This window comes from Chelatococcus sp. KU-N122, from assembly GCF_055391085.1.
This window is the reverse complement of record NZ_AP043981.1, coordinates 1,086,330-1,109,140: the sequence shown is the minus strand read 5'-3', so window position 1 is coordinate 1,109,140 and position 22,811 is coordinate 1,086,330. Positions and strand designations below refer to the sequence as shown.

The 22,811-nt window shown below is 69.1% G+C and carries 18 protein-coding genes; 4 read left to right on the top strand and 14 right to left on the bottom strand.

What is annotated here, in order from left to right:
• Positions 1–204: 204 nt before the first annotated feature.
• The 4 genes from ACZ5PO_RS04965 to ACZ5PO_RS04950 all read right to left on the bottom strand — a co-directional run bounded on the left by ACZ5PO_RS04965 (position 205) and on the right by ACZ5PO_RS04950 (position 6,872).
• Positions 205–2,466, bottom strand: coding sequence for a glycosyltransferase (locus ACZ5PO_RS04965; protein WP_464190876.1), 2,262 nt, complete (start codon positions 2,464–2,466; stop codon positions 205–207).
• On the bottom strand, positions 2,460–3,536 hold the full coding sequence (locus tag ACZ5PO_RS04960) for an FkbM family methyltransferase (protein WP_464190874.1): 1,077 nt from the start codon (positions 3,534–3,536) through the stop codon (positions 2,460–2,462). The genes ACZ5PO_RS04965 and ACZ5PO_RS04960 overlap by 7 nt, the downstream gene beginning before the upstream one ends.
• Before the next feature lie 271 nt (positions 3,537–3,807).
• Positions 3,808–6,051 (bottom strand): glycosyltransferase, encoded by a 2,244-nt coding sequence (locus ACZ5PO_RS04955; protein ID WP_464190872.1) that lies wholly within the window; start codon positions 6,049–6,051, stop codon positions 3,808–3,810.
• Complete coding sequence (locus ACZ5PO_RS04950) at positions 6,045–6,872, bottom strand: hypothetical protein (RefSeq protein ID WP_464190870.1); 828 nt, start codon at positions 6,870–6,872, stop codon at positions 6,045–6,047. Before ACZ5PO_RS04950 ends, ACZ5PO_RS04955 begins: the two co-directional genes overlap by 7 nt.
• A gap of 208 nt (positions 6,873–7,080) precedes the next feature.
• On the opposite strand from ACZ5PO_RS04950, the gene ACZ5PO_RS04945 reads away from it, so the two are divergent.
• Positions 7,081–8,490 carry a DUF5939 domain-containing protein gene (locus ACZ5PO_RS04945; protein ID WP_464196678.1) on the top strand — a complete coding sequence of 470 codons (1,410 nt, stop codon included), beginning with the start codon at positions 7,081–7,083 and terminating at the stop codon, positions 8,488–8,490.
• Positions 8,491–8,583: 93 nt separating this feature from the next.
• On the opposite strand, the gene ACZ5PO_RS04940 is transcribed toward ACZ5PO_RS04945, so the two are convergent.
• From ACZ5PO_RS04940 to ACZ5PO_RS04905, 8 genes are all read right to left on the bottom strand, one after another.
• Complete coding sequence (locus tag ACZ5PO_RS04940; protein ID WP_464190867.1) at positions 8,584–9,345, bottom strand: SDR family NAD(P)-dependent oxidoreductase; 762 nt, start codon at positions 9,343–9,345, stop codon at positions 8,584–8,586.
• A 21-nt stretch (positions 9,346–9,366) separates the two neighbouring features.
• On the bottom strand, positions 9,367–10,077 hold the full coding sequence (locus ACZ5PO_RS04935) for an ABC transporter ATP-binding protein (protein WP_464190865.1): 711 nt from the start codon (positions 10,075–10,077) through the stop codon (positions 9,367–9,369).
• Positions 10,067–10,792, bottom strand: a complete 726-nt coding sequence (locus ACZ5PO_RS04930) for an ABC transporter ATP-binding protein (RefSeq protein WP_464190863.1) — start codon at positions 10,790–10,792, stop codon at positions 10,067–10,069. The genes ACZ5PO_RS04935 and ACZ5PO_RS04930 overlap by 11 nt, the downstream gene beginning before the upstream one ends.
• A 1-nt stretch (position 10,793) precedes the next feature.
• On the bottom strand, positions 10,794–11,882 hold the full coding sequence (locus tag ACZ5PO_RS04925) for a branched-chain amino acid ABC transporter permease (RefSeq protein WP_464190860.1): 1,089 nt from the start codon (positions 11,880–11,882) through the stop codon (positions 10,794–10,796).
• Positions 11,883–11,974: 92 nt separating this feature from the next.
• Positions 11,975–12,841: an ABC transporter permease subunit gene (locus tag ACZ5PO_RS04920; protein ID WP_464190858.1), complete on the bottom strand. Its 867-nt coding sequence runs from the start codon at positions 12,839–12,841 to the stop codon at positions 11,975–11,977.
• 93 nt (positions 12,842–12,934) lie between these two features.
• Positions 12,935–14,185: an urea ABC transporter substrate-binding protein gene (locus ACZ5PO_RS04915; protein ID WP_464190856.1), complete on the bottom strand. Its 1,251-nt coding sequence runs from the start codon at positions 14,183–14,185 to the stop codon at positions 12,935–12,937.
• A 177-nt stretch (positions 14,186–14,362) separates the two neighbouring features.
• Complete coding sequence (locus tag ACZ5PO_RS04910; RefSeq protein ID WP_464190853.1) at positions 14,363–15,358, bottom strand: acetamidase/formamidase family protein; 996 nt, start codon at positions 15,356–15,358, stop codon at positions 14,363–14,365.
• A 12-nt stretch (positions 15,359–15,370) separates the two neighbouring features.
• The gene (locus ACZ5PO_RS04905; protein WP_464190851.1) at positions 15,371–16,798 is read right to left on the bottom strand and encodes an amidase; all 1,428 of its coding nucleotides are present in this window, start codon (positions 16,796–16,798) and stop codon (positions 15,371–15,373) included.
• Between the two features lie 533 nt (positions 16,799–17,331).
• Between ACZ5PO_RS04905 and ACZ5PO_RS04900 the strand changes: the two genes are divergently transcribed.
• Complete coding sequence (locus tag ACZ5PO_RS04900) at positions 17,332–18,525, top strand: transporter substrate-binding domain-containing protein (RefSeq protein WP_464190849.1); 1,194 nt, start codon at positions 17,332–17,334, stop codon at positions 18,523–18,525.
• Complete coding sequence (locus ACZ5PO_RS04895; RefSeq protein WP_464190847.1) at positions 18,522–19,118, top strand: ANTAR domain-containing response regulator; 597 nt, start codon at positions 18,522–18,524, stop codon at positions 19,116–19,118. The genes ACZ5PO_RS04900 and ACZ5PO_RS04895 overlap by 4 nt, the downstream gene beginning before the upstream one ends.
• Before the next feature lie 18 nt (positions 19,119–19,136).
• On the opposite strand, the gene ACZ5PO_RS04890 is transcribed toward ACZ5PO_RS04895, so the two are convergent.
• Complete coding sequence (locus tag ACZ5PO_RS04890; protein ID WP_464190845.1) at positions 19,137–20,105, bottom strand: SDR family NAD(P)-dependent oxidoreductase; 969 nt, start codon at positions 20,103–20,105, stop codon at positions 19,137–19,139.
• Positions 20,106–20,240: 135 nt separating this feature from the next.
• Here ACZ5PO_RS04890 and ACZ5PO_RS04885 point away from each other — a divergent pair, with 135 nt between their 5' ends.
• On the top strand, positions 20,241–20,825 hold the full coding sequence (locus tag ACZ5PO_RS04885; protein ID WP_464190843.1) for a TetR/AcrR family transcriptional regulator: 585 nt from the start codon (positions 20,241–20,243) through the stop codon (positions 20,823–20,825).
• 297 nt (positions 20,826–21,122) lie between these two features.
• Here the strand turns inward: ACZ5PO_RS04885 and ACZ5PO_RS04880 are convergent, their stop codons facing one another.
• Positions 21,123–22,505 carry an aminotransferase-like domain-containing protein gene (locus ACZ5PO_RS04880; protein ID WP_464190841.1) on the bottom strand — a complete coding sequence of 461 codons (1,383 nt, stop codon included), beginning with the start codon at positions 22,503–22,505 and terminating at the stop codon, positions 21,123–21,125.
• Positions 22,506–22,811 lie beyond the last annotated feature (306 nt).

Genomic DNA, 22,811 nt, shown 5'->3' with positions numbered 1-22,811 from the left:
GCGCAGGCAAAGGGTGCGGCTTCGGCGCCTTCATGCGCTGCTTCGCGGTTGCAATGCGAGATCATGCACACGTCTCGCCGTGGCAGGTTCTGCCGGCGTAGCGGCAGTTGGACCCGCCCCCACCAGTCCCTCCGCTTCGCTCTGTAGGGATACGGGTGGGGGAGGGCGCTCCAGCTTCTCCGCACCTTGAAGACAAAGACTTATCTAGCCGCTGGCCGCGCGTTCCGGGGCAGCTACGGCCGGCGCCACGGACTGCGTCTGCGCCTCGATATGCGCCAGCAGCCGCGTCTCCATGCGGCGCGCGAAGCTCCGGTGGTTGTCGCGGGTGCGGATGCGCTCGGCGCCGGCCTGGCCCATGCGCTCGCGCAGCCCGGCGTCGCGCATCAGCGTGCGCAGCGCCGCCTCGAGCGCCGGGACGCTTTCCGGCTCGACCAGGAGGCCTTCGATGCCGTCCTCGACGGTTTCCGGAAGTCCGCCGGCACGGCAGGCGATCACCGCTTTCCCGTATTGCATGGCCTCATGGTAGGCGAGGCCGAAGGACTCATAGAGAGCGGGAACGGCGAACAGGTCGCAGCTGCGGTAGTGGTCGTGCAGCGCCTGCGGCGCGCAGTAACCGTGGAACGTGACCCGTCGCAGCCAGGCCGCTCCGCGGTGCTCGCGCAGGAACCTCAGCTTGATCGGCGGCCCATCGTCGTAGGGCAGGGCATCGTTGCCGACGATGTGGCATTCCCAATCGGGGAATTCGTCGAGAATAGTCGGCAAAGCGGCGAGCAAGGTCTGGATTCCCTTGCGCTTTTCCAACCGGCCGACGAACAGCAGCTTGCGTCGTCCCTGGCGCGGGAGCGGCGGCAGGAACGTGCGCTCGATGCCCAGCGGAACCACCGACAGGTCGTGCAGCTCGGCCGGCGCAAGGCCGAGCAGGCTTTGGTAGATCTCCAGCACGGCGCGTGAGGGGGTGCAGATCATGGACGCGTTGCGCGCTTGCCAGAGATCGAGGCTGTTCCAGCGGTAGTGGTCCGCGTTGCACGGAAAGGTCTCGAGCTCCAGGTTCACCGCCAGAGGCGTCACCAGGTAGAGCGCCACCGGCCAGCGTCCGTCTCGGATGACCGCCAGCGCCTCCAGATCCCAGTTGCAGCCGACGATGACGTCGAACGGCTTGCCCGTGCGCTCGACCTCCTGGATGGCCTGATGGTAGTCGACCGCGGTCGCCAGGCGGCGGCTGACCGACGGCAGTGACGGGTCGTAGAAGGCCGGATCCTCGACGGCGGGCGAGCGCGAATGGACGGTGAAATCGATGCCGCCGGCCGCCAGCGGCGCGTCCGGGCGCGCGAACAGATGGACCTCGTGCCCCATGCCGTACAGGCCCTTGGCGAGGGCGTCGGTGTGCTGGCCGGGGCCGCCGTAGTGGGCCGTGCCGGGCAGCGTGCGCGAGATCAGGCCGATGCGCAGCTTGCGGTCCGGCTTGACGGCGCAGAACCCGACCCGCGGGCCCGGCGCCGGCGGATCGGTCCACAGGCGCCGTCGACCGAAAAAGCCGCGCCGCAGGCCTTCCAGGATGCCTGCGCCGGATAGGCCCAGGTACCAGAGCTTGCGCTTGCGGCCGATGGGCAGACTGCGTTGACGTATATGCAGGATGATGTGCTTCCAGCGCGCCGTCTTGGCGATCAGCAGAAGCTTTCGGAAGACCCCGTCGTAGCTGTTCTTGACGCAGAAATACGTGTCGCTGCGGAAGATCGTCGCCCACTTCCGCCTCAATGGGCTGGGCGCGGACGCGTGCCGGACGGCATTGCCGTCGAGGAACTTGATATCGTAGCCCTGCTTGGCGAGGCGGAAGCACATGTCCGTCTCGTCCAGATAGTAGGCGATATTCTCGTCGAAGCAGCCCACCTGGCGCACCGCGGCTGCCCGCATCGCGCAATTGCAGCCCATGACGCCGCGCACGACCCAGCCGCCGCTCGGCGCGAGGAAAACGCTGCCGTCCTGGGGCGACTGCTCCGCGTATTCGGAGGTCGATCCCCGGTAGAACTCGTGCTGGCCGCTGTAGGCATTGATGACCGGGCCGCCTGCCGCGGCGCAGTTGAGGTTGGCCGGGTCGGCGAAGAAGCGGCGATAGGCGACGAGCCACGAGCCCGTGGTGGGCATGGCGTCGTCGTCGATGAAGACGAGGATGTCGCCGGTCGCCTCCGCGACGCCGAGGTTGCGGGACCGGCTCAGGTTCGCAGTGGGGCAGCTCACCACCTTCGCCGCCCCGGTCCAGCCGGCGAGGAACTCCGTCGTCCCGTCCGTGGACGGGCCGTTGACGATGATCAGCTCGAAGTCGTCGTCGTCCAGATGGCTCAGCGCGTCCAGCAGCATCCTGAGGAACGGCTGCCGGTTGAGCGTCGACACGATGATGCTGGCGGATGGCAGCGCCGTGCCCGGAGTTGCCGCGATGTCCGGGCCGGTCGTCGACAGGGCCATCACCATGCGATGGTCCGGCGGAACATGCCGTCGGCCTTGACGAATGCGACGTCGACCTGGCCCAGCGCCCCATCGTGCGGCCGGCGGCCGTACTCGGTGATGTCGTAGACCTCGTAGCCGCGCTCGGCCATGAACATGATGGCTTCCCGCAGCAGCGGCTGGCGCGGCATGAACTCGAACAGCGCGATCTCCATGATGAAGAGCTCGGTGCGGCCGAACAGGGTCTCGGCGCCTGCCAGCGCCTCGAGCTCGTAACCCTGGATGTCGAGCTTGACGAGATCGGGCTGAAGCTTGCGGCACGGGCCTTTGAGCAGGCTGTCGATGGTCACCATCTTGGTGAGGCGCTGGCGCCCGCTCTTGAGCAGCGCGTCCTCGACCGGCGGGAGGAACGACGAGCCTCCCAGGTCCTCCCAGATGGTCTGCGCCTGCTTCCCCGGCGTGGCCGCCGCGCCGGCGTTGGCGAAGTGGCAGCCCGGCCGGTTCGCGAGCGCGGTCAGCGCCGCCACCATCTCGCGCTGCGGCTCGATCAGCAGGAACGGCATGTCGGGGAAGATCGACAGCGCCATCCGCGTCCAGTCGCCGGCGTTGGCGCCCACATCCACCAGGCCGCGGGGGGCGAAGCCCCGCGCTTTGACGTCCTCCAGGAACGAGCGCACGTTGCCGATCGGCCGTTGGATCGTGCCGGGCGCGCCATAATGGGGATCCGGCGGTCGGCGCAGATCCTCGATCGTCCGCTCGGTGGCGACAAGACGCTGCATCATCTGCTCGAGCAGCGCGGCGAGCTGGCCGAGCGCCGGCTCGACCGGAGGCGGCGCAGCCACGACAGGCGGCGCGAGCGACGGGTCGGCAGGCTCGTCATCGTTGGCCTGGACCATGCGGCCAAGCGCGAAGTCGCCCGCGTGGGCCGCGTCGAAGGCCGGTTGCGCGAAGCCCGGGTCGGCAGCCTCGTCGTGCGCGGCGTCGGCTGCGGCGGAATGCTCGATCGCGGGCTTGATCTTGGCGTCGAGAAAGCTGAGCGCGTCCGTGAGCTCGGCGGCTGAAGCAAAGCGCGAAAGGGGGGCGGGACGGGTCGTCATCTCGTCGCGTTCTCGGCTATCATTCGGCGCTGCTCCAAACGCGCTTCATGGCACGACCATAGCCATGGGCCGCGACCGCCGGAAGCACTTGCTCCGGCGCGCGGTGATGTGCGGTCATTTGTCCGATTTGGGCGACCGCGGCTCGTGCCCGGGCGTCAGCGACACCGTCCCGGTCGCCGTCGAGCGAGCGCGGCGGGTCAAGGTGTCGATCCGGAATGGCGCGTCAGATGTTTTCGCGCTGTTGGATGATCTCATCCAATTGCGGAATCCTCTAACCGTTGGCCACGCGCTCGGAGCTGGGCGCGGTCGGGGCCCGCGCCTCGATATGCGCCAGCAGCCGCGTCTCCATGCGGCGCGCGAAGGTCTGGTGATTGTCGCGGGTGCGGATGCGCTCGGCGCCGGCCCGGCCCATGCGCTCCCGCAGCGCGTCGTCGCGCATCAGCGTGCGCAGCGCCGTCTCGAGCGCCGCGACGTCCTCCGGCTCGACCAGGAGGCCCTCGACGCCGTCCACCACCGTTTCCGGCAGGCCGCCGGCGCGGCAGGCGATCACCGCTTTCCCGTACTGCATGGCCTCGTGGTAGGCGAGCCCGAACGACTCGTAGAGCGCCGGCACGGCGAACAGGTCGCAGCGGCGATAGTGCTCGTGCAGCACCTCGGTCGAGCAATAGCCGTGGAACGTCACCCGCGGCAGCCACGCGGCGCGGTGGTGCTCCCGCAGGAAGCGGGACTTGAGCGGCGGCCCGTCGTCGTAGGGCAGGGCGTCGTTGCCGACGATGTGGCATTCCCAGTCCGGGAAGGCGTCGAGGATGGCCGGCAGCGCGGCCAGCAGGGTCTGGATGCCCTTGCGCTTCTCCAGCCGGCCGACGAACAGCAGCCGCCGGCGCCCCTCGCGCGGGATCGACGGCAGGAAGGTCCGTTCGATCCCCAGCGGAACCACCGCGAGGTCGTGCAGCTCTGCCGGCCCGATGCCGAGCAGGCGCTGGTAGACCTCCAGCACGGCGCGCGAGGGGGTGCAGATCATCGAGGCATTGAGCGCCTGCCAGCGGTCGAGGCTGTTCCAGAGGAAGTTGTCGGCGTCGCGGGGCGACATGCCGAGCTCCAGGCTCACCGCCAGCGGCGTCACCAGGTAGAGCGCCACCGGCCAGCGGCCCGAGCGGATGAGCGCCAGCACCTCCAGGTCCCAGTTGCAGCCGATGACGATGTCGAGCGGCGTTCCCGCCCGCTCCAGCGCTTCGATCGCCCGGTGGTAGTCGGCCGTGGCCGCCAGGCGGCGGCTGACCGCCGGCAGCGCCGGGTCGTAGAAGGCGGGATCCTCGACGGCGAGCGCGTGCGAATGAACGGTGAAATCGACGCCGCCGGCCGGCAGCGGCCGCTCCGGGCGCGCAAACAGGTGGATCTCATGGCCGAGGCCGTAGAGGCCCTTGGCCAGGGCATCGGTGTGCTGACCCGGCCCGCCGTAGGGGCCCGCGCCGGGCAGCGCGCGCAGGATGAGGCCGATGCGCAGCTTGCGCTCCGGCCTGACGGCGCGGAACCTGACGCGCGCGCCAGGGGCGGCGGCCTCCGTCCACAGCCGCCGCGGGCCGAGGAGGCCGTGCCGCAGGCCCTCGGCGATGCCGACGAGCGACAGGCCGAGGTACTGGAGCTTGCGCCGCGGGCCGATGGGCAGGTCGGCGCGGCGGATCTGCAGGATGATGTGCTTCCACCGCGCCGCCCGCGCGATCATCAGCACCTTCCGGGCGAGGCCGTCGCAGCTGTTCTTGGCGCAGAAGTAGGTGTCGGCGCGGAAGACGGTGCGCCACCTGTCGCGGTACGGGCTGGGCGCGGACGCGTGGCGCACCGCGTTGCCGTCCAGAAAGCGGATGTCGTAGCCGCGGTGGGAGAGGCGGAAGCACAGGTCCGGCTCGTTCAGGTAGTCGGCGAGGTTCTCGTCGAAGCCGCCGACCTCGCGCACGGCGGCGGTGCGCAGGGCGCAGTTGCTGCCCATGACGCCGGGCACGACCCAGCCGCGGGTCGGAGCCTGAAAGACGCTGCCGTCCTGGGGCGAGGGCTCGGCGTATTCCGACCACGAGCCGCGATAGAACTCCAGCTGGCCGCTGTACGTGTTGATGACGGGGCCGCCGACGGCGGCGCAGGCACTATTGGCGGGGTCGGCAAAGAAGCGCCGGTAGGCCGTGAGCCACGACGCGGCGGCCGGCAGCGCGTCGTCGTCGATGAAGACCAGGATGTCGCCCGTCGCCTGGGCGATGCCCAGGTTGCGGGCCTGGCTCAGGTTCGCGGCCGGGCAGTTGACGATCTTCGCTGCCCCGGCCCAGTCGGCCAGGTACTCCGCCGTGCCGTCCGTCGACGGCCCGTTGACGATGATCAGCTCGAAGTCGTCGTCCTCCAGGTGGCCGAGGGCGTCGAGCAGCACCTTGAGGCGCGGCAGCCGGTCGAGGGTCGATAGGATGATGCTGGCGGAGGGCAGCACGGCGCCGGCGCCAGCCCGGACGGCATCCGGGAACGCGGCGATCACCATGCGCCGGCCTCGCGGAACATGCCGTCGGCCTTGACGAACGCGACACCGGCCCGGTCGGGTGGGCTGCACCCGAGGATGTCGTATACCGCATAGCCGCGTGCGGCCATGAAGGCGATGGCTTGCCGCAGCGGCGGCGTGGGCTGCCGTCGCGCCATCTCCACGATGAAGAGCTCGGTCCGGCCGTACAGGGGCCGGGCTTCCGCGAGCGCTTCGAGCCCGTCGCCGCGGAGGTCGAGCCTGGCGAGGTCAGGGCTGATATGCCGGTACGGCCCGTCGAGCAGGCCGTCGATGGCGGCGTCTTGGACGAGGTGGCAGCCCGGCCGATCGGCAAGCGCCGTCAGCGCCGCAGCCTTCTCCGGCCGCGGCTCGATCAGCAGGATCGGCGCATCGGGAAAGACCGAGAGCGCCGTGCGCGTCCAGTCGCCGGTGCCTGCCCCCACGTCCACCAGCCCGCGCGGCATGAAGCCTCGTGCCTTGAGGTGGTCGAGGAACGCGCGCGCCTCGTCGCTGGACGCCGGCGCCGGGGCGCGGCGCAGCTCATCGATCGCCTGCTCGTTGGCCACCAGGCGCTGCGTCAGCTGCTCGAGCTGCGCGGCGATCTCGCCGAGGGCCGGCTCGGCGGCCGGCGCCACCTGCGCGGGCGGGCGCCCGGGCTCATCGGCGTGCGCGGCGGCCAAGACCGCGACGCAGCCACCGTTGCTGGCGGCGGTTCCGGCGCCGTCGGGCGCGCTCGCCGGGGCGAGCTTCGCGTCGAGGAAGCTCAGGGCGTGGGCGAGGACCGCAGGTGGAGCAAAACGCGAGAGGGGGGCAGAACCGTTCATCAGGCCTCGTTTCACATCTCGTTGCCATGCCGCCCTAAAACGCGCTGTGTGACACGACCATATCGGTCGCCGCCGCCCGTCGGAAGCATCGCCGGTGCCCCCGACCCGCATCCATCTAATACCGCTGCACCGGGATTTTGATGGGGGCGGTGGACGGGTTGTTGTCCGGCGTGTCCCCTCGCGGCGCCGAATGGTCTATGCTGTGGTCATGCCGGATGCCGACGCGCTCTTCGAGGCCCTGCACCGTTCGGCCGCTCCCGAAGCGGCGGGGGCCGTCGCTGCGCTGGTGCGCACCGGCGGCGACGCGGCGCTGGCGCGCGTCAACGCGGTCCGTTTCGCCACCGAACAGGACCTGGACGAGGAGCAGGCCATCGCCGCGTTGCTGCATGCGGCGCGGCTGGGGCTGTTCGAGATGTCCTGGAACATCCTCTGCCCGAGCTGCGGCGGCGTCCTCGATGCCAACACCACGCTCAGGAGCGTGCGCCAGCAGGACTACCACTGCGCCTTCTGTTCCCTGACGAGCGAGCCGACCCTCGACGACACGGTGGAGGTCGCCTTCGCCGTGAGCCCGCGCGTGCGCCGCATCGCCGCGCACGAGCCGGACAGCCTCAGCTTCTGGGACTACCACCGCCAGGTCTTCTTCGGCTCCGGCGTGGTCTTCCCGGAGGGGCGGGCGTTCGAGGAGCTGAGCCGCGAGGCGACGCTGGAGGCGCTGGAGCTGCAGCCCGGCGAGAAGGCGATCCTGTCGCTCACCCTGCCGCCCTATCCGGTGATCGTCTTCGATCCGGTGAGCCACGAGGCCCATGTCATCGACGTCTCCGGCGATGCGGCGAACGCCCGCCAGGAGCAGGCGGTGGTGTTCAGCGGCGTGCGTGGCCAGGTCGGCCGCTCCGCCCTGGCGCCGGGGCCGCTCCGCCTGTCGCTCGACAACCGCACCGAGCGGCGCATCCTGCCGGGCGTGTTCGTGGCGCGGCCGGAGCTGGAGGGCCTGATCGGCGGGCGCCGCCCGTTCCTGACGGCCAAGCGCCTGCTCACCAACCAGACCTTCCGCGACCTTTACCGCACCGAGACGCTCGACGTGGAGCAGCGGCTCAAGATCCTGAGCCTGACCTTCCTGTTCACCGACCTCAAGGGCTCCACCCAGCTCTACGCCCGGGTGGGCGACCTCGTGGCCTACGACCTGGTGCGCGCCCACTTCGAAATCCTGAGCGAGATCGTGGCGTCGGAGGGCGGCGCCGTGGTCAAGACCATCGGCGACGCCGTGATGGCAACCTTCCCGGCGCCGCACCGGGCCGTCTCGGCGGCGCTGCGCATGCGCGCGGCCATGCGCCAGCTCAACGCGCGCCGCGGCGCCCAGGACCTGGTGCTGAAGATCGGCATCCACGAGGGGCCGTGCCTGGCGGTGAACCTCAACGACCGCCAGGATTACTTCGGCCAGACCGTCAACATCGCCTCGCGCGTCCAGGAGCTCGCCACCGGCGACAGCATCATCGCCACCGCCGCGGTGGTGAACCACGCCGACGCGGCGCGCGTGCTCACCGAGCACGGCGTCGCCGCCACGCCGTGGGACGTCAGCATCCGCGACGTGGAGGGTGTGCCGGTGTTCGCCATGGGGTGAGCCGCCGCGTTTCTCCAAGTCGATGGATGGCCGGGCTTGACCCGGCCATCCATCCGCTCAGAGAGACAGATCTTTGTGTCGTGCCACTCGGGCCTAAAACTGCACGCCGCGCGTCAGCGCGCCGTCGACCACCAGGTTGGTGCCGGTGATGAAGCTCGCCGCCGGGCTCGCCAGGAACACCGCGGCCCGCGCCATCTCCTCCGGCTTGCCCATGCGGCCGGTGGGGTTGAGGCCGAGCGCGGTCTTGAACAGGGCAGGGTTCCCCGTCTCGATCTGATGCCAGACGCCGCCCTCGAAATAGGTGTTGCCGGGCGACACGGTGTTGGCGCGGATGTTTTTCGCCGCGAGCTGGTTGGCGAGCCCCTGGGCGTAGTGGATGAGCGCCGCCTTGAAGGCGCCGTAGGGGCCGGCGGCGAAGTCGATCTCGCGGCCGGAGACGCTGGAGATGATGACGATGGCGCCGGCGTCGGATTTCTCCAGGAACGGCATGGCCGCGTCGACCGCCGCGACGGTGCCGAGGATGTCGGTGGCGAAGCCGCTCTTCCAGGCGGCGAGGTCGGCGCCGATGGCGAGCGCGCTGACGTTCGGCACGACGATGTCGAGACCGCCGAGCTCGCCGGCCGCCTCGGCGACCCACGCCTGCAACGCCGGTGTGTCGCTCACGTCGACGGCCTTGCCGGTGGCGGCGACGCCCTTGGCCTTCAGCGCCGCCACCGTGTCGGTCACCTCGTCCGCCTTGCGGGCGCAGATGGCGACGGCGCAGCCTTCGTCCGCGAGCAAGTCGGCGATGGCCCGGCCGATCCCCTTGGTGCCGCCGGTCACCAGGGCGCGCTTGCCGCTCAAACCCAGATCCATGGTTCCCTCCTGTGGTTTCGTTCAGATCAGCAGGTGCTCGCGCACGTGGTGGGCGTCGACCTCGCCGTTGCCGAGGCTCGCGGTGATGCGGCCCTTGTCCATCACGTAGCAGCGCTCGGCGATGGCCAGGATGGTGTCGAGGTTCTGCTCGACGAAGACGATGGTGGTGCCGAGCTCGTCGCGGATCGACTTCAACGCCTCGCAGATCATCTGCACGATGGACGGCTGCACGCCCTCCGACGGCTCGTCGAGCAGCATCAGCGCCGGATTGCCGATCAGCGCCCGGCCGATGGCCAACTGCTGCTGCTCGCCGCCCGACATGGTGCCGGCCATCTGGTCGCGCCGCTCGGCGAGGCGCGGAAAGTAGCCGTAGACGAGGTCGGTGAGCTTGCGGCCCTTGGGCCCGCCGATGAGGGTGCCGACGGTGAGGTTCTCGGCCACCGTCATGCGCGGGAAGACGTCGCGGCCCTGGGGGATATAGCCGATGCCGAGGCGGGCGCGGCCGTCGGCGCTCACCTTGGTGATGTCCTCGCCGAGGAAGCGGATCGTGCCGCGCGCCGTCCTGAGCAGCCCGATGAGGCAGCGCATGGTGGTGGTCTTGCCGACGCCATTGCGGCCGATGACGCCGACGATCTCGCCCTTGCCCACGTTCATGTCGACGCCCTGCAGGATGGGCGTGGCGCCGTAATTGGCCCACAGGCCGGAGACGTCGAGCACCGCATCACGCGTCATGGCCATGCCCCTTGCCCAGGTAGATCTCGATGACGCCGGGATCGTTGACGATGTCCTGGATGGCGCCGCGGGCGAATACCTTGCCCAGGTGCAGCACGGTGACCCGCTGGGCGATCTGGCGGATGAAGGCCATGTCGTGCTCGACGACGAGCACGGTCATGCCCGAAGCGTTCAGGCTCTTGATCAGCTCGCCGGTCTTGAAGGTCTCCTCCGGCGACATGCCCGCCGTCGGCTCGTCGAGCAGCAGGAGCTCGGGGCCGAGCGCCAGCGCCATGCCGATCTCCAGCCATTGCTGCTGGCCGTGCGAGAGCAGGCCGGCCGCCTTGTCGGCGTGGGCGGCGAGGTCGAGCAGCGCCAGCAGCCGCTCCTCCTCGTCGACCAGCGCCTGCCTGTGGAACTTCTGCTGGAGCGCGATGTGCAGGTTCTGCCGCGTCGGCAGCTCCTTGAACACGCTCGGCGCCTGCATCTTGATGCTCATGCCCCGTTGCACGCGGGCATACGGCTTCACCTGGGTGATGTCCCCGTCGCGGAAGCGGATCTCGCCGGCGGTGGGCGGATAGGTGCCGACGATCAGCTTGAACAGCGTGCTCTTGCCGGCGCCGTTGGGGCCGATGAGGCAGTGGATCTCGCCCGGCTCGATGCTGAGGTCCACGTCGGAGACGGCGGTGAGCCCGCCGAAGCGCTTGCTGAGCTGCCTGGTTTCCAGGATCGGCATGTCAGGCCTCCCGCGCCGGGGCATCAGGCAGGGCGCCGTCCGTCCGCCCCTTGGCCCGCAGCGCGCCGAACTGCCGGGCGATCAGGCGGGCCAGGCTGATGACGAAGCCCTGCGGCGCCAGCATCACCGTGGCGAGCAGCAGCGCCCCCATCAGCACCAGCGCCAGCTGCTGGCTGTAGATGGTCAGCGTCTGGAAGCCGAACAGCAGCAGGAACGAGCCGACGAGCGTCGCCGTGAGGTCGCTGCGGCCGGAGAACGCCACCCAGACGATGGGCATCGCCGCCGCCGGCAGGCCGATGCTGGAGGGCGTGATGAACTGGCCCCAGGAGGTGTAGAGCACGCCGGAGAGGCCGGCGAGGCCGCTGCCGATGGCGAAGGTGGCGAGCTGGTACTTGCGCACGTCGTAGCCGAGCAGCTCGGCCCGCTGCGGATCCTCGCGCACGGCGACGACGACGTTGCCGAAGCGAGAGTTCACCAGGATGCGCAGGCCCAAGTAGACCAGCACGATCAGAGCAACGACCAGGTAGTAGAGCAGCGTGCCCTCGAAGAAGATGTCCTCGTCGCCCCAGGTCAGGGTGAGAGGGTCCATGCCCTTCATGCCGTTGAAGCCGTTGAGGCGGGCCGGCCCGATGTGCCACTCCGGCCCGGCGGTCTGGCCCAGGAAGAAGGCCAGCACCAGGGTGGCCGAGAGGGTGACGATGCCGAAGAAGACGCCGCCGACGCGGCCCCAGATCATGAAGTAGCCGAGCACGATGGCGGCCACCATGGCGATCCCTACGGCGGCCACCAACGCCAGCCAGGTCAAGCTGCCGCCGCCGAAGTTGATGGCCAGCACGCCGTAGCTGTAGCCGGCGATGCCGAAGAAGAAGGTCTGGCCGAACGACAGCATGCCGCCGTAGCCCCACATCAGGCTGAGGCCCAGCGCCATGAACACCCAGATCAGGAAGTAGCAGAAGTTGCCGACGTCGTAGCTGTCGGCGAAGGCGGGATAGGCGAGGGCGGCGGCGAGCACGGCGAGGAAGCAGAGCCAGAAGGCCCTGCCGTTCCCCGTGGTCTGCTGGCCGTTGACCAGTTTCAGCAGTCTCAGCATCGGTTCGTTGCGCTCGCTAAGTGTTTGTCTTGAGCATGATCTCGTCCAAAGACCGGTGTCCGCGTCTTGGGATCGCGTCTTGGGATCATGCTCTAGCGGCCCCGGCGGACCAGCATCCCGGAGATCCCCTCCGGCAGGACGCGGATGATCAGGATGACGGCGACCAGCATGCCGATCTGGCCGATGATCTGGCCGTAGTTGGCATTGAGCAGCATGCGCACGGTGGCGAGCAGCACGCCGGCCGGCGCCGTGCCGAGCAGCACGTTGGCGCCGCCGACCACCACGGTGACGAAGCTCTCGACGACGAAGGTGGCGCCCATGGTGGGGATCAGCGTCATCGTCGGGGCGTAGAGCGCGCCGCAGAGGCCGGCCAGCGCCGCCCCCAGGCCGAAGCTCGCGGCATAGACGCCGCCGACCTTGACGCCGAGCGCCTGGGCCATGGCGGCGTTCTGCATGGTGGCCCGCGCCATCACGCCGAAGCGGGTGCGCATGAAGATGATGTAGATCGCCGCCAGCACGCCGATGGCGCAGGCGAACAGCACCAGGCGGTAGCTGGAGAACGTGTAGGGCCCGACGGTGAAGCTGCCCTCCGGCGTGCCGATGCCGGGGATCGACGAGCCGAGCAGGATGAGCAGCCCCTGGGTGACGATCAGGCTCAGGCCCCAGGTCGCCAGCAGCGTGTCGAGGGGGCGCTTGTAGAGCTTGCGCACGATCAGGATCTCTACGGCGACGCCGATCAGGCCGGCCGCGACGGTGGCGCAGGCCTGGGCCAGCGGCAGCGGCACGCCGGCATGCACGAGGCCCACGGTGACGTAGGCGCCGCACATGATGAACTCGCCGTGGGCCATGTTGATGACGCCCATCATGCCGAACACGATGGCGAGGCCGGCGGCGGACAGGATCAGGAACGCGAACACGTCGGCGAACTGGTAGAAAGTCGAGAACAGTTCAGCGAACACCTAGGGCCTCCAGCGGGAGAGAGGTGGGCGGCGCCGAGCCGCGGGACGGCACAGGCAATAGCCGTGCCGTCCCGCGGGGCGATCCGCCTGATCTTATTTCTTGGGCAGGCTGGTCGGCGTATACTGCTCCTTGTCGTTCTTCTTGGTCAGATCGCAGCCGATCTCACCAAGCCAATACGGCTGGATCACGCCGTAGTCCTTGTCGATGGTGATCTCGTGCTTGGGCCCCACCGAGACCAGGCGCATGCGGTGCGACATGTGCTGGCTCTTGGGGTCGATGCAGATCTTGCCCTCGGGGGCGTCGACGCAGGCCTGGCCGGTGGCGATGACCTTGCGCAGGTCGTCGAGCTTCAGCGACTTCGCCTGCTCGGCCAGGTTCTTGTAGAGGTAGAGCGCGACGTAAGCGTTGTAGCCCATGTCGTTGATGTAGGTCTCGTCCGGGAACTTGGCGCGCCAGCGCTTCTTGAACTCGTTGGCCTCCGGCGTGTCGAGCTCCTCGAACCAGTTCGCCGTCGCGTGCATGTTGTTGAGCGCCGGCGGCGCGAAGCGCTTGTGCTCGAAGCCCAGCATGATCTTGATGGACGAGCCCATGGGCAGGTTGAGCTTGGCGGCCGCGGCCTGCTCGAAGAACGAATCCTGGGCGGCGCCGACGTTGATGGTCAGCAGCCAGTCGGGCTTGGCCTTCTGGATGTTCTGGATGGTCTGGGCGAACTGGGAGACGCCGAGCGGGATGAACTCCTCGCCGACGACCTCGCCGCCCAGGTCCTTCATCAGCTTGCGGTTCCACTCGGCCGAGATCTGGCCGAAGTTGTAGTCGGCGGCGATGACGTAGACCTTCTTGCCGAACTTCTCGACCATCCACGGGATCAACGTCGAGAACTGCTGCTCGGGCACTGCGCCGACGCTGACCATGTTGGCGTCGCAGACGCCGCCCTCGTACTGGTTGGTGTAGAAATAAGGCGTCTTGGTGCGGTCGACGATCGGCCGCACGGCCTCGCGCGAGGCCGAGGTGATGCCGCCGATGAGCACGTCCACCTTGTCGCGATTGAGCAGCCGCCGCGCGAACTCCTGGTAGCGCGCATTGTCGCCCTGCGGATCCAGGTGGATCAGCTCGAGCGGCCGGCCGAGCACGCCGCCGGCCTTGTTGATCTCCTCGACGGCGAGCTCCGAGCCGTGCAGCTTGGGCAGGCCGATCAGCGCCAGGTCGCCCGAGATGTCCTCGAGCAGGCCGACCTTGATGGGATCGGCCGCCCTGGCGCCCGTCGGCGCCACCGCGACCGCCGCGGTTGCGGCCGCCAGCGCCAGCGCGCCGAGCGGACCTCTGATCCGATTGATGACCGACATCCCCGTAGTCCCCTTCGTTTGCCGGGCCTTCGCCCTGTCGCCTTGTCGTGATGCGTATGGCCCGGCCGTTGCTCGGGCGGCCAGGTCTTTGTTCAAGCCAAATCTCTGTTCAAGTCACGTCCTTGTTCAGGCCAACTCCTTCGTCAGGCCAAGTATTCGGTCAGGACGGGTCTTTCGTCAGACCAGATATTTCTTCAGAATGGACGCTCCCATCGTGTACTTGGGGTCGACCATGTTGCCGAGGCGCATGCGGCCGGCCTGGCTCAGCAGCATGTACGCGTCGATCTCGTCGAAGCCGTAGTCGGCCGCCATCCAGCGGGTGAGCTCGCGATAGGCGATGCGGGCGGCGTCCTCCAGCGGCCGGGCGCTGCCGATGGTCATGATGAAATCCTTGGTCTCCAGCCGCGGCCAGGCGAAGCTCCAGCCCTTGATCAGGTCGACGTGGAGGGTCACGGTGGCGCGCTGCTCGACGGCGACGCCGGAGAGCTCGCCGTCGCCCTGGGTGGCATGGCAGTCGCCGACGTAGAGGTAGCCGCCCGCGGTATGGACCGGCAGGTAGATGATGGCGCCGGGCGCCACGTCCGGCAGGTCCATGTTGCCGCCGTGGTAGTCCGGCACCAGCGACGAGATCGCCTCGATCTCCGGCGACACGCCGATGGTGCCGATGAACGGCTCGTACGGCAGGACGATCTTGTCGCTCCAGCGCACGCCGTTCGTGTCGACATGCATCTTGCGCACGCGCTCGGGCAGCGGCGGGTTGAGCAGGGCGGTGGCCGCGGTGCCGACCAGGCCGCCGAACTCGGGCATGATGCAGGTGGTGCCCGCCGGCTGCGCGCCGCGCGTCTCCACGGCGTGGATGTGCACGGCGAGGCAGTCGCCCTTCTCGGCGCCCTTGACGAAGATCGGCCCGCTCTGCGGGTTCAGGAACGGAAAGTTCAGCTTGGCCGTCGGGCTGTCCTGCTCCGACTGGATCACGCCGCCGAAGGCGTCCTCGGTCTCGACCACGACGATGTCGCCGGGGTCGATAGTCAGCTTCGGCTCCACGTAGGGGCCGTAGACGTAGTGGAACTGGCCCTGCGCCTCCACGCCGAGGGCGTGGCGGCCTCCGGGCTTGCCGCCGGCGACGGCGCGGCGGGCCATGATCGAATGCGTCAGCCAGGCTTCGTGGTCCATGGGCCGGTCCTCTCAGAGCGCCGGGTGGCGCTGGTGCCAGTCGGTCATGCGCTGGAAGGCGTCGCCGGCCTTGACCAGCAGCGCCTCGTCGAAGTGGCGGCCGACGAACTGGATGCCCACGGGTGCGCCGGCCTCGGTGATGCCCGCCGGCAGGGTGATGGTCGGGCTCCCCGTCATGTCGAACGGGCAGGTGAACTGCAGCAGGCCGCCGATCAGGCTGGCATTCTCGCCGAGCGATCCCATGGTCGCGATGGTCGGCCCGGAGAACGACTGGGCCGGCACCACCAGGAGGTCGATGTCGGCGAAGAGCGCGCGCACGCGGCCGCGGAAGGCTTCGCGGCGCAGCACGATCTTCTGGTAGTCCATCGCCGACTGGCTGCGGCCCAGGTCGATCAGCCCGGCGAGGCTCGGTCCGTACTCGTCCTTGCGTGACGGGTAGGTGGCCTCGTGGGCGACGGCGGTCTCGATGCCGCACAGCGGGAACCAATCCTCGACCATGGCGGCGGTGTCGGGGAAGGTGATCTCGATGATGTCGCCGCCCAGCGTCTGCACCACCGCCAGCGCGTCGTTCACCGCCTTGACCGCCGCCGCGTCGACCCCCTCGCTGGTCCAGCGCCGGTCGATGCCGATGCGCAGGCCCTTGAGGCTGCCGTCGAGCCCGGCGAGATAGTCCGGCACCGGCACCGGCACGGTGGTCGGATCGTTGGGGTCGGTGCCGGCGATGGCGCCGAGCATGGCGCCGCAGTCGGCGGCGCTGCGCGTCATCGGGCCGATATGGTCGAGGGTGGCGGCGAGCTCGAACACGCCGTAGCGGCTGACGCGGCCCCACGTCGGCTTCAGGCCGGTGATGCCGTTGGCGGCGGAGGGGAAGCGGATCGAGCCGCCGGTGTCGGAGCCGAGCGAGCCGTAGCAGAGGCCCGCCGCCGTGGCGACGCCCGAGCCGCTCGACGAGGCACCGGACCAGAGCTCGGCGCCCCAGGGATTGCGGGGCGGCACGATGTCCGGGTGGTGGTCGGAATAGGCGCCCTCGGTCAGCTGCAGCTTGCCGAGGATGACGGCGCCGGCATCCTTCAGGCGCCGGACCACGGTCGCGTCCTCTGCCGGGCGATTGTCGCGATGGATCGGCATGCCCGCCGCCGTCGGCGCATCGACGGTCCAGCACAGGTCCTTGACCGCGATCGGCACGCCGTGCAGCGGCCCGCGCTTGCGGCCGGCCGCAATCTCGCGGTCCGCTTCCGCCGCCGCGGCCAGCGCCGCGTCGGCCATGACGTAGGCATAGCTCTTCAGCTCGCCGTCGAGGGCGGCGATGCGGTCGAGCTCGGCCTGCGTCACCTCGGTCGACGTGGTCTGGCCGGACTGGACCAGGCGCCCGACCTCGAGCAGCTCCCGGTAGGGCAGATCGTCGGCGGCGGCGGAGCCCTTGGGCTGCGGATTACTCATATTCGTCTTGCCTCCCCTGCGGCAATACTGGGCCGACCGGCGTTCCGGTCGAACGACGTCGCGTCGACGGTCAATAGTTTGGCTATATTGCGCGCCTGCTTCGGCCTCGGCCGTGCGAGCTTGCTGGATAAATTGAAATACCAGGCGCGGCAGATCAGACCGTCATCGGGACATCCTGTTGTCGGCGGAGCGCAAACGCAAAAAGCCACCCGGTGCCCGGAAAGGCCCCGAATGGCTTCATCGCCCACGCGTATGTTCAGCGGCGTTCTGACAAGACGTCGGGATACAGATCGGCCAGCGATCTACTCAGGCGTCATCGGCTGAGAAATATATCCCGGTACGACCTCGATCAGCGAACATCTTCATCCTCGCGCGCCGCCGCAGCTCTTGTCAATCGTCGTCGCTGCAGTTTGTCGGGCGAGGTCTTGCGAAAGTGCATGCCGAATAAGCAGCGGCGCCTAATCGACAAGCATCCGCGCTATTGACGGAATGAGGCCTTTGGCGGACGCTTCCGCTGCCAACAGACGAAAATCATGCACATTTCAAAGAAACCGTCGATCTCCATCGGCCTCCTGTGCTCGCAAGCCGGCCCCTATCAAATGATGGGCACCGAGATGCTGAAGAGCGCCATGCTGGCGATCAGCGAGGTCAACGAGAGCGATGCCTTCGACTTCACCCTCGTCCCGCACGTGCGGGACCCCAAGGGCGTCGTCGAGAACTACCATGCCGCCTGCGCCGACCTGATCCGCAGCCCCGGGGTCGAGCACATCGTCGGCTGCTACACGTCGGCATCGCGCAAGCAGGTGCTGCCGATCATCGAGCGCACCGACCGGCTGCTGTGGTACCCGGCCCGCTACGAGGGCTTCGAGTGCAGCGACAACGTCATCTACGTGGGCGCCGCGCCGAACCACAACGTCGTCCCGCTGGTGCGCTACATGCTCGAGCACCTGGCCGACAGCGCCTTCTGCATCGGCTCGAACTACATCTGGACCTGGGAGACCAACCGCGTCATCCGCGAGATCGTGTCGGCGGCCGGCGGCCAGATCCTGGCCGAGCGCATGCTCGACCTGGGTGAGACGAGCGTCGCCCACATCGTCGACGAGATCGTCGCGCGCCGCCCGCCCGTGGTGTTCAACACGCTGGTCGGGCAGTCCAGCTACCTGTTCATGCGGGCCTTCCACGATGCGGCGAGGCGCGCCGGCCTCGCCGTCCCGGTGCTCAGCTGCAGCCTGTGCGAGCCGGAGCTCAAGCTGATCGGCGCCGACGCCTCGGTCGGCTGCATCACCTCGTCCGGCTACTTCGCCAGCATCGACCGGCCCGAGAACCACGCCTTCGTCGCCCGCTGGAAGGCGCGCTACGGGGCCGACAGCAGCCCGTCGGTCGACGGCCAGTACAGCTACGTCGCCGTCATGCTGCTGGCGCGCGCCATCCGCCGGGGCGGCGCCACCGACGTGGCCACGGTCCGCAGCGCGGCCGGCAACCTGCGTTACGAGGCGCCGCAGGGGCCCGTGTGGGTCGACCCCGGCAACAATCATTGCGTCGCCACGCCGCGTCTGGCACGCTCCGTGCAGGGCTTCCAGTTCGAGATCTTCTGGGAGGCCGCCCAGCCGGAGCGCGCCGACCCCTACCTCTCCGATCTCGATCTGTCGGCCATCGCCCGTGAGCCGGCCTCGAGCCAGAGGACAGCGACGATGCGGCGGCCAAGCTATCTGCGGGTCGTGAAATGAGCCGGGGCACGATTCCCACCGTCCGCGGCCGGCACGCCCTGGTGCTGCTCCGCGACGAGCCCGACATCGCGGTGGTGCGCCGGCAGCTCGACCGTCTCGGCATGGGCATCACCGTCCGCCGGGCGGACGACGGGGTGACGGAGGCGCCCGACGTCGACCTCGTCTTCCTCGACGTGGACGCGGCGCCGGAGGCCGGCCGATCCTGGAGCCTCGGCGAGCGCGTGCCGATCGTCGCGGTGGTCGGCACGGAGACGCCGAGCCGCCTCAAATGGATGCTCGACCAGGAGCCGGCAGCGGTGCTGATCAAGCCGCTCAGGTCCGCCGGTCTCTACACCGCCGTGGTCGTGGCGCTGCACCAGGGCCAGCGGCGGCGCGAGACCGATGCCCGCATCGAGAAGCTGGAGGGGCGGGTGCGCTCGCGCCGCACCGTCTCGGCGGCGATCGTCCGCGTCATGACCCGCTACGGCCTGAGCGAGCCCGATGCCTTCGCCCTGGTGCGGCGCGCCGCCATGCAGCGGCGCACCACCCTGGAGCAGGTCTGCGCCGAGATCGTCGACGACGGCGAGCTGCCGCTGCGGGCCGGCACCGGGTGATGCTGCGCGGCCGCGGCGTCAGAAGCGCTCGCCCACCATGTCCTCGCTCTTCGCCCACAGCGCCTTCGCGTGCTCCGCATCGAGCGCATAGGACAGCACGCCTTCGCTGACCGGGTTGATCGGCCCGTCCGTCACCGCCGACACGTGACAGTTCTCGCAATAGCGGCCTCCCACCTCCTCGGCCGGGGCGACGAAAGCGGCCCAGACCGAGGTCGCCGCGCCTTGAGGAATCGATTTCCACGCGAAGGGAGGCTGTCCCTCGGCCGCCAGCTGGGCGTTGATCTGCGCCAACATCCCGTCGAGCGCGCCGGGTGGCACGTGGCGTCCGAGCTCGGTCTGGATGCCGCCAGGGTGCAACGCCGTGGCACGGACGCCCCGCGAGCGATGGCGGCGGTCGAACTCGACCGCGAAGAGGACATTGGCGGTCTTGGATCGGCCGTAAGCGACCATGGGGTCGTAGGGCGTGCGCTCGAAATTGGGGTCGTCGAGATCGACATCCGCAAAGCGATGGCCGGAGGAGGCCAGATTCACCAGCCGCCCGCCCGGCGCGATCAGCGACGCAATCCGGTTCACCAGCACGAAATGGCCGAGATGGTTGGTCCCGAACTGCGTCTCGAAGCCGTCCGCGGTGTGCCCGAACGGCGTCATCATCACGCCGGCGTTGGCGATAACGACGTCGAACGGCCGTCCGTCGGCCACCAGTGCGTCGGCGCAGGCGCGCACGCTCGCCAGCGAGGCGAGATCCAGCTTCACCAGCTCGAGCCGGCCACCCTTCGCCGCCTGCGCGCTGACGTCGGCCGTCGCCCGCTCCGCCTTGGCGAGATCGCGGGCGGCGCCGACCACCTGAGCGCCGTGCGCGGCGAGCGCGCGCGCCGTCTCCACGCCCAGGCCGGCCGAGACGCCGGTGACGAGAACGCGTTTTCCGCTGAGATCGACGCCTGCCAACACGTCATCCGTGGTGGAGGTCGCCCCGAAAGGCCCGGCCATGACAATCTCCTTCATCGAGGACGCAAGCTCCCGATGCCGGCAAACCATTGTCTGCCGGCTTGATTCAGCGTAAGGGGAGAGCGTCTCCGTTTTAAATACGGAGACGTTCTCCGTTTATCAAGGGGTGTTGTGTGCGTGGCCGGGAAGGATGAACCTGTTGTTGTCCGTAGGCCGCGAGCCGACGCCGAGCGCAACCGTGTTCGCCTGCTCGAGACCGCCAAGGCTGCCTTTGCCGAGAAGGGCTCCGGTGCCAGCCTTGACGAGATCGCCCGGGCTGCGGGCGTCGGCGCCGGCACGCTCTACCGGCACTTTCCCACCCGGGACGCGCTGATCGAAGCCGTCTACCGCAACGAGACCGAGCAGCTTGTCGCAGCGGCCAGCCGTCTCGCCGCGGCGCATCCGCCGGTGACGGCGCTGCGCGAATGGCTGCTGCTCTTCGTCGACTATATGGCTGCCAAGCACGGCATGTCCGACGCGCTCAATTCGATCGTCTGCGGCCCGTCCGACCTCTACGCTGCGTCTGGGACCAAGGTGACGGAGACGATCGCCGGGCTGGTGGCGCGCGCCGTGGCGAGCGGCGACATTCGCCTGGAGGTCGAGCCGCTGGACCTGCTGCGGGCCCTGGCGGGGGTTGCGAGCCTGAGCCCGGGGCCGGAGCCGACCCAGGCCGCCAAGCATCTGGTCGACATCCTGATCGCGGGCATTCGGACGCGGCAATAGGCACGCGACGCAGCCGTTGCGGCGCGGCGGGTTCGGGAGAACGGTCCGCAACGTTCCCACCGTCATGGCCGGGCTTGACCCGGCCATCCATCCACTTGAAAGCATTCCCATACGGCCAGCCCTGGCGGGCTGACGTTGCCGCGATCGATGGATGGCCGGGTCAAGCCCGGCCATGACGCGCGTGAGGGGCAACCGCGCGCCTCCCTGCTGGAGGGGAGTGCCAAGCTGCTCTGTCGATGCAAAAGCTTCAGAATCACGATGCGGCGCGTGTAGCGCCTCCGTCATTCCTTGCGCCGCTCACAGGACGCTGAGCGCCATCTCCGGCTGGCCGGCCAGCGCGTGGGCCATGAACTCCAGCGCCGAGCGGATCTCGGCCCGGTTGGGCGGCCCGCCGAGGCAGACACGCACCGCCTCCAGGGGGGCGCCGCCGACGGTAAAGGCATCGCTCGCCACCACGCCGATACGGGTGGAGCTGAGGTGGCCGGCGAAGGCCGAGCGCGTCCACGGCGACGGCAGCTCGATCCACAGGTTGAAGCTCAGCGGATCGGCGCGATAGCTGCCCGCCGGCAGCAGCTCGCCAGCGAGCGCCTGGCGGGCCATGGTCTCGGTACGGATGAAGCGCAGGATGGTATCGGCGGTGCCGTCCTCGATCCAGCGCGTGGCCAGCGCCACCGTCAGCGGCGAGGCCATGACGTTCGCGGCCCTGAGCACGGCGGCAAACGGCCAGCCGGACCGGGCATCCGGCACGACGACGTAGGCGGCGCGCAACCCTGCGCCGATGCACTTGGAGAGGCCCGCCACGTGCCAGGTGAGGTCCGGCGCCATGGCGGCGAACGGCGGCGGTCCGTGCGCCGGAATGAAGCCATAGGCGTCGTCCTCGACGATGGGGCAGCCGAAGCGGCGGGCGACCGCGGCGATCTCGCCGCGGCGAGCCTCGGGGATGGTGAGGGTCGTCGGGTTCTGCAGCGTCGGGTTCAGGTAGAGCGCCTTCGGCCGGGCGGTGCGGCAAGCCTCGGCGAAGGCATCCGGGTCGATGCCATCAGCATCCATCGGCAGCCCGACCAGCTTGAGGCCCAGCTGCGCGGCAATGGCCCGCGCGCCCGGATAGGTGATGCCCTCGCAGAGCACCGTATCCCCGGGCCGTGCGAGGGTGGAGAAGATGCCGACCAGGGCCGGATGGGCGCCGGGCGTGACGAAGATGCGCTCCTGCGCCGGCACCAGGGCGCGGCGTCCGAGCCAGGCCGAGGCCGCATCCTTGTCGGCGGGCGAGCCGCCGAAGCCCTGATAGCGCAGCAACGACACGAGGTCGCCGCCCACCTCGGCCAGGCCTTCGCGCATGCGTTCGACGAGCGCGGCATCGTCCGGCTCGGGCGGCAGGTTCATGGTGAGGTCGACGGGCAGCAGGCGTCCGGGCCTGCCAGCCGCGGCTGCACGCGCCGGTGCCTTGACGAAGGTCCCCTGGCCCACGTGCGACTCTACCAAGCCGCGCTTCTGGGCCTCCACGTAGCCGCGCGCCACCGTGGTGAAGTCGACCGCCAGCCGCTTGGCCAGCGCCCGCTGCGGCGGCAGCCGGTCACCGACAGCCAGGCGGCCGTTCTTGATGTCCTCGGCGATCAGGTCGGCGATGGCGAGGTAGCGCGGCTTGTTGCTGCGAGCGAGGTCCGGCGTCCAGTCGAGCATGATGAGGATCGCGTGCACCGTCCGGGAGGGAGGCGGCGATTGACTGTATAATGTTGCACCGCCGGCTTGTCACGCGTGCAGGAGAGTGTCCAGCCGTCGCAGCGTCGATCCTGATGTTGCGCTTTCATGCAGTCAATTTTGCGCGATTTGATGGCAATTTGCCGGCATCGGTTTGGGCAATTGGATTCATTGTAAGCAGGGCCGAAGACCTCGGCATCGACATGAATTGACTGTATGAATGAATGCGTTTGCATGCATTCATTGGTGTTGAGGTGGTTGCCGTCAATCTGGCACGCCTGTTGCAAT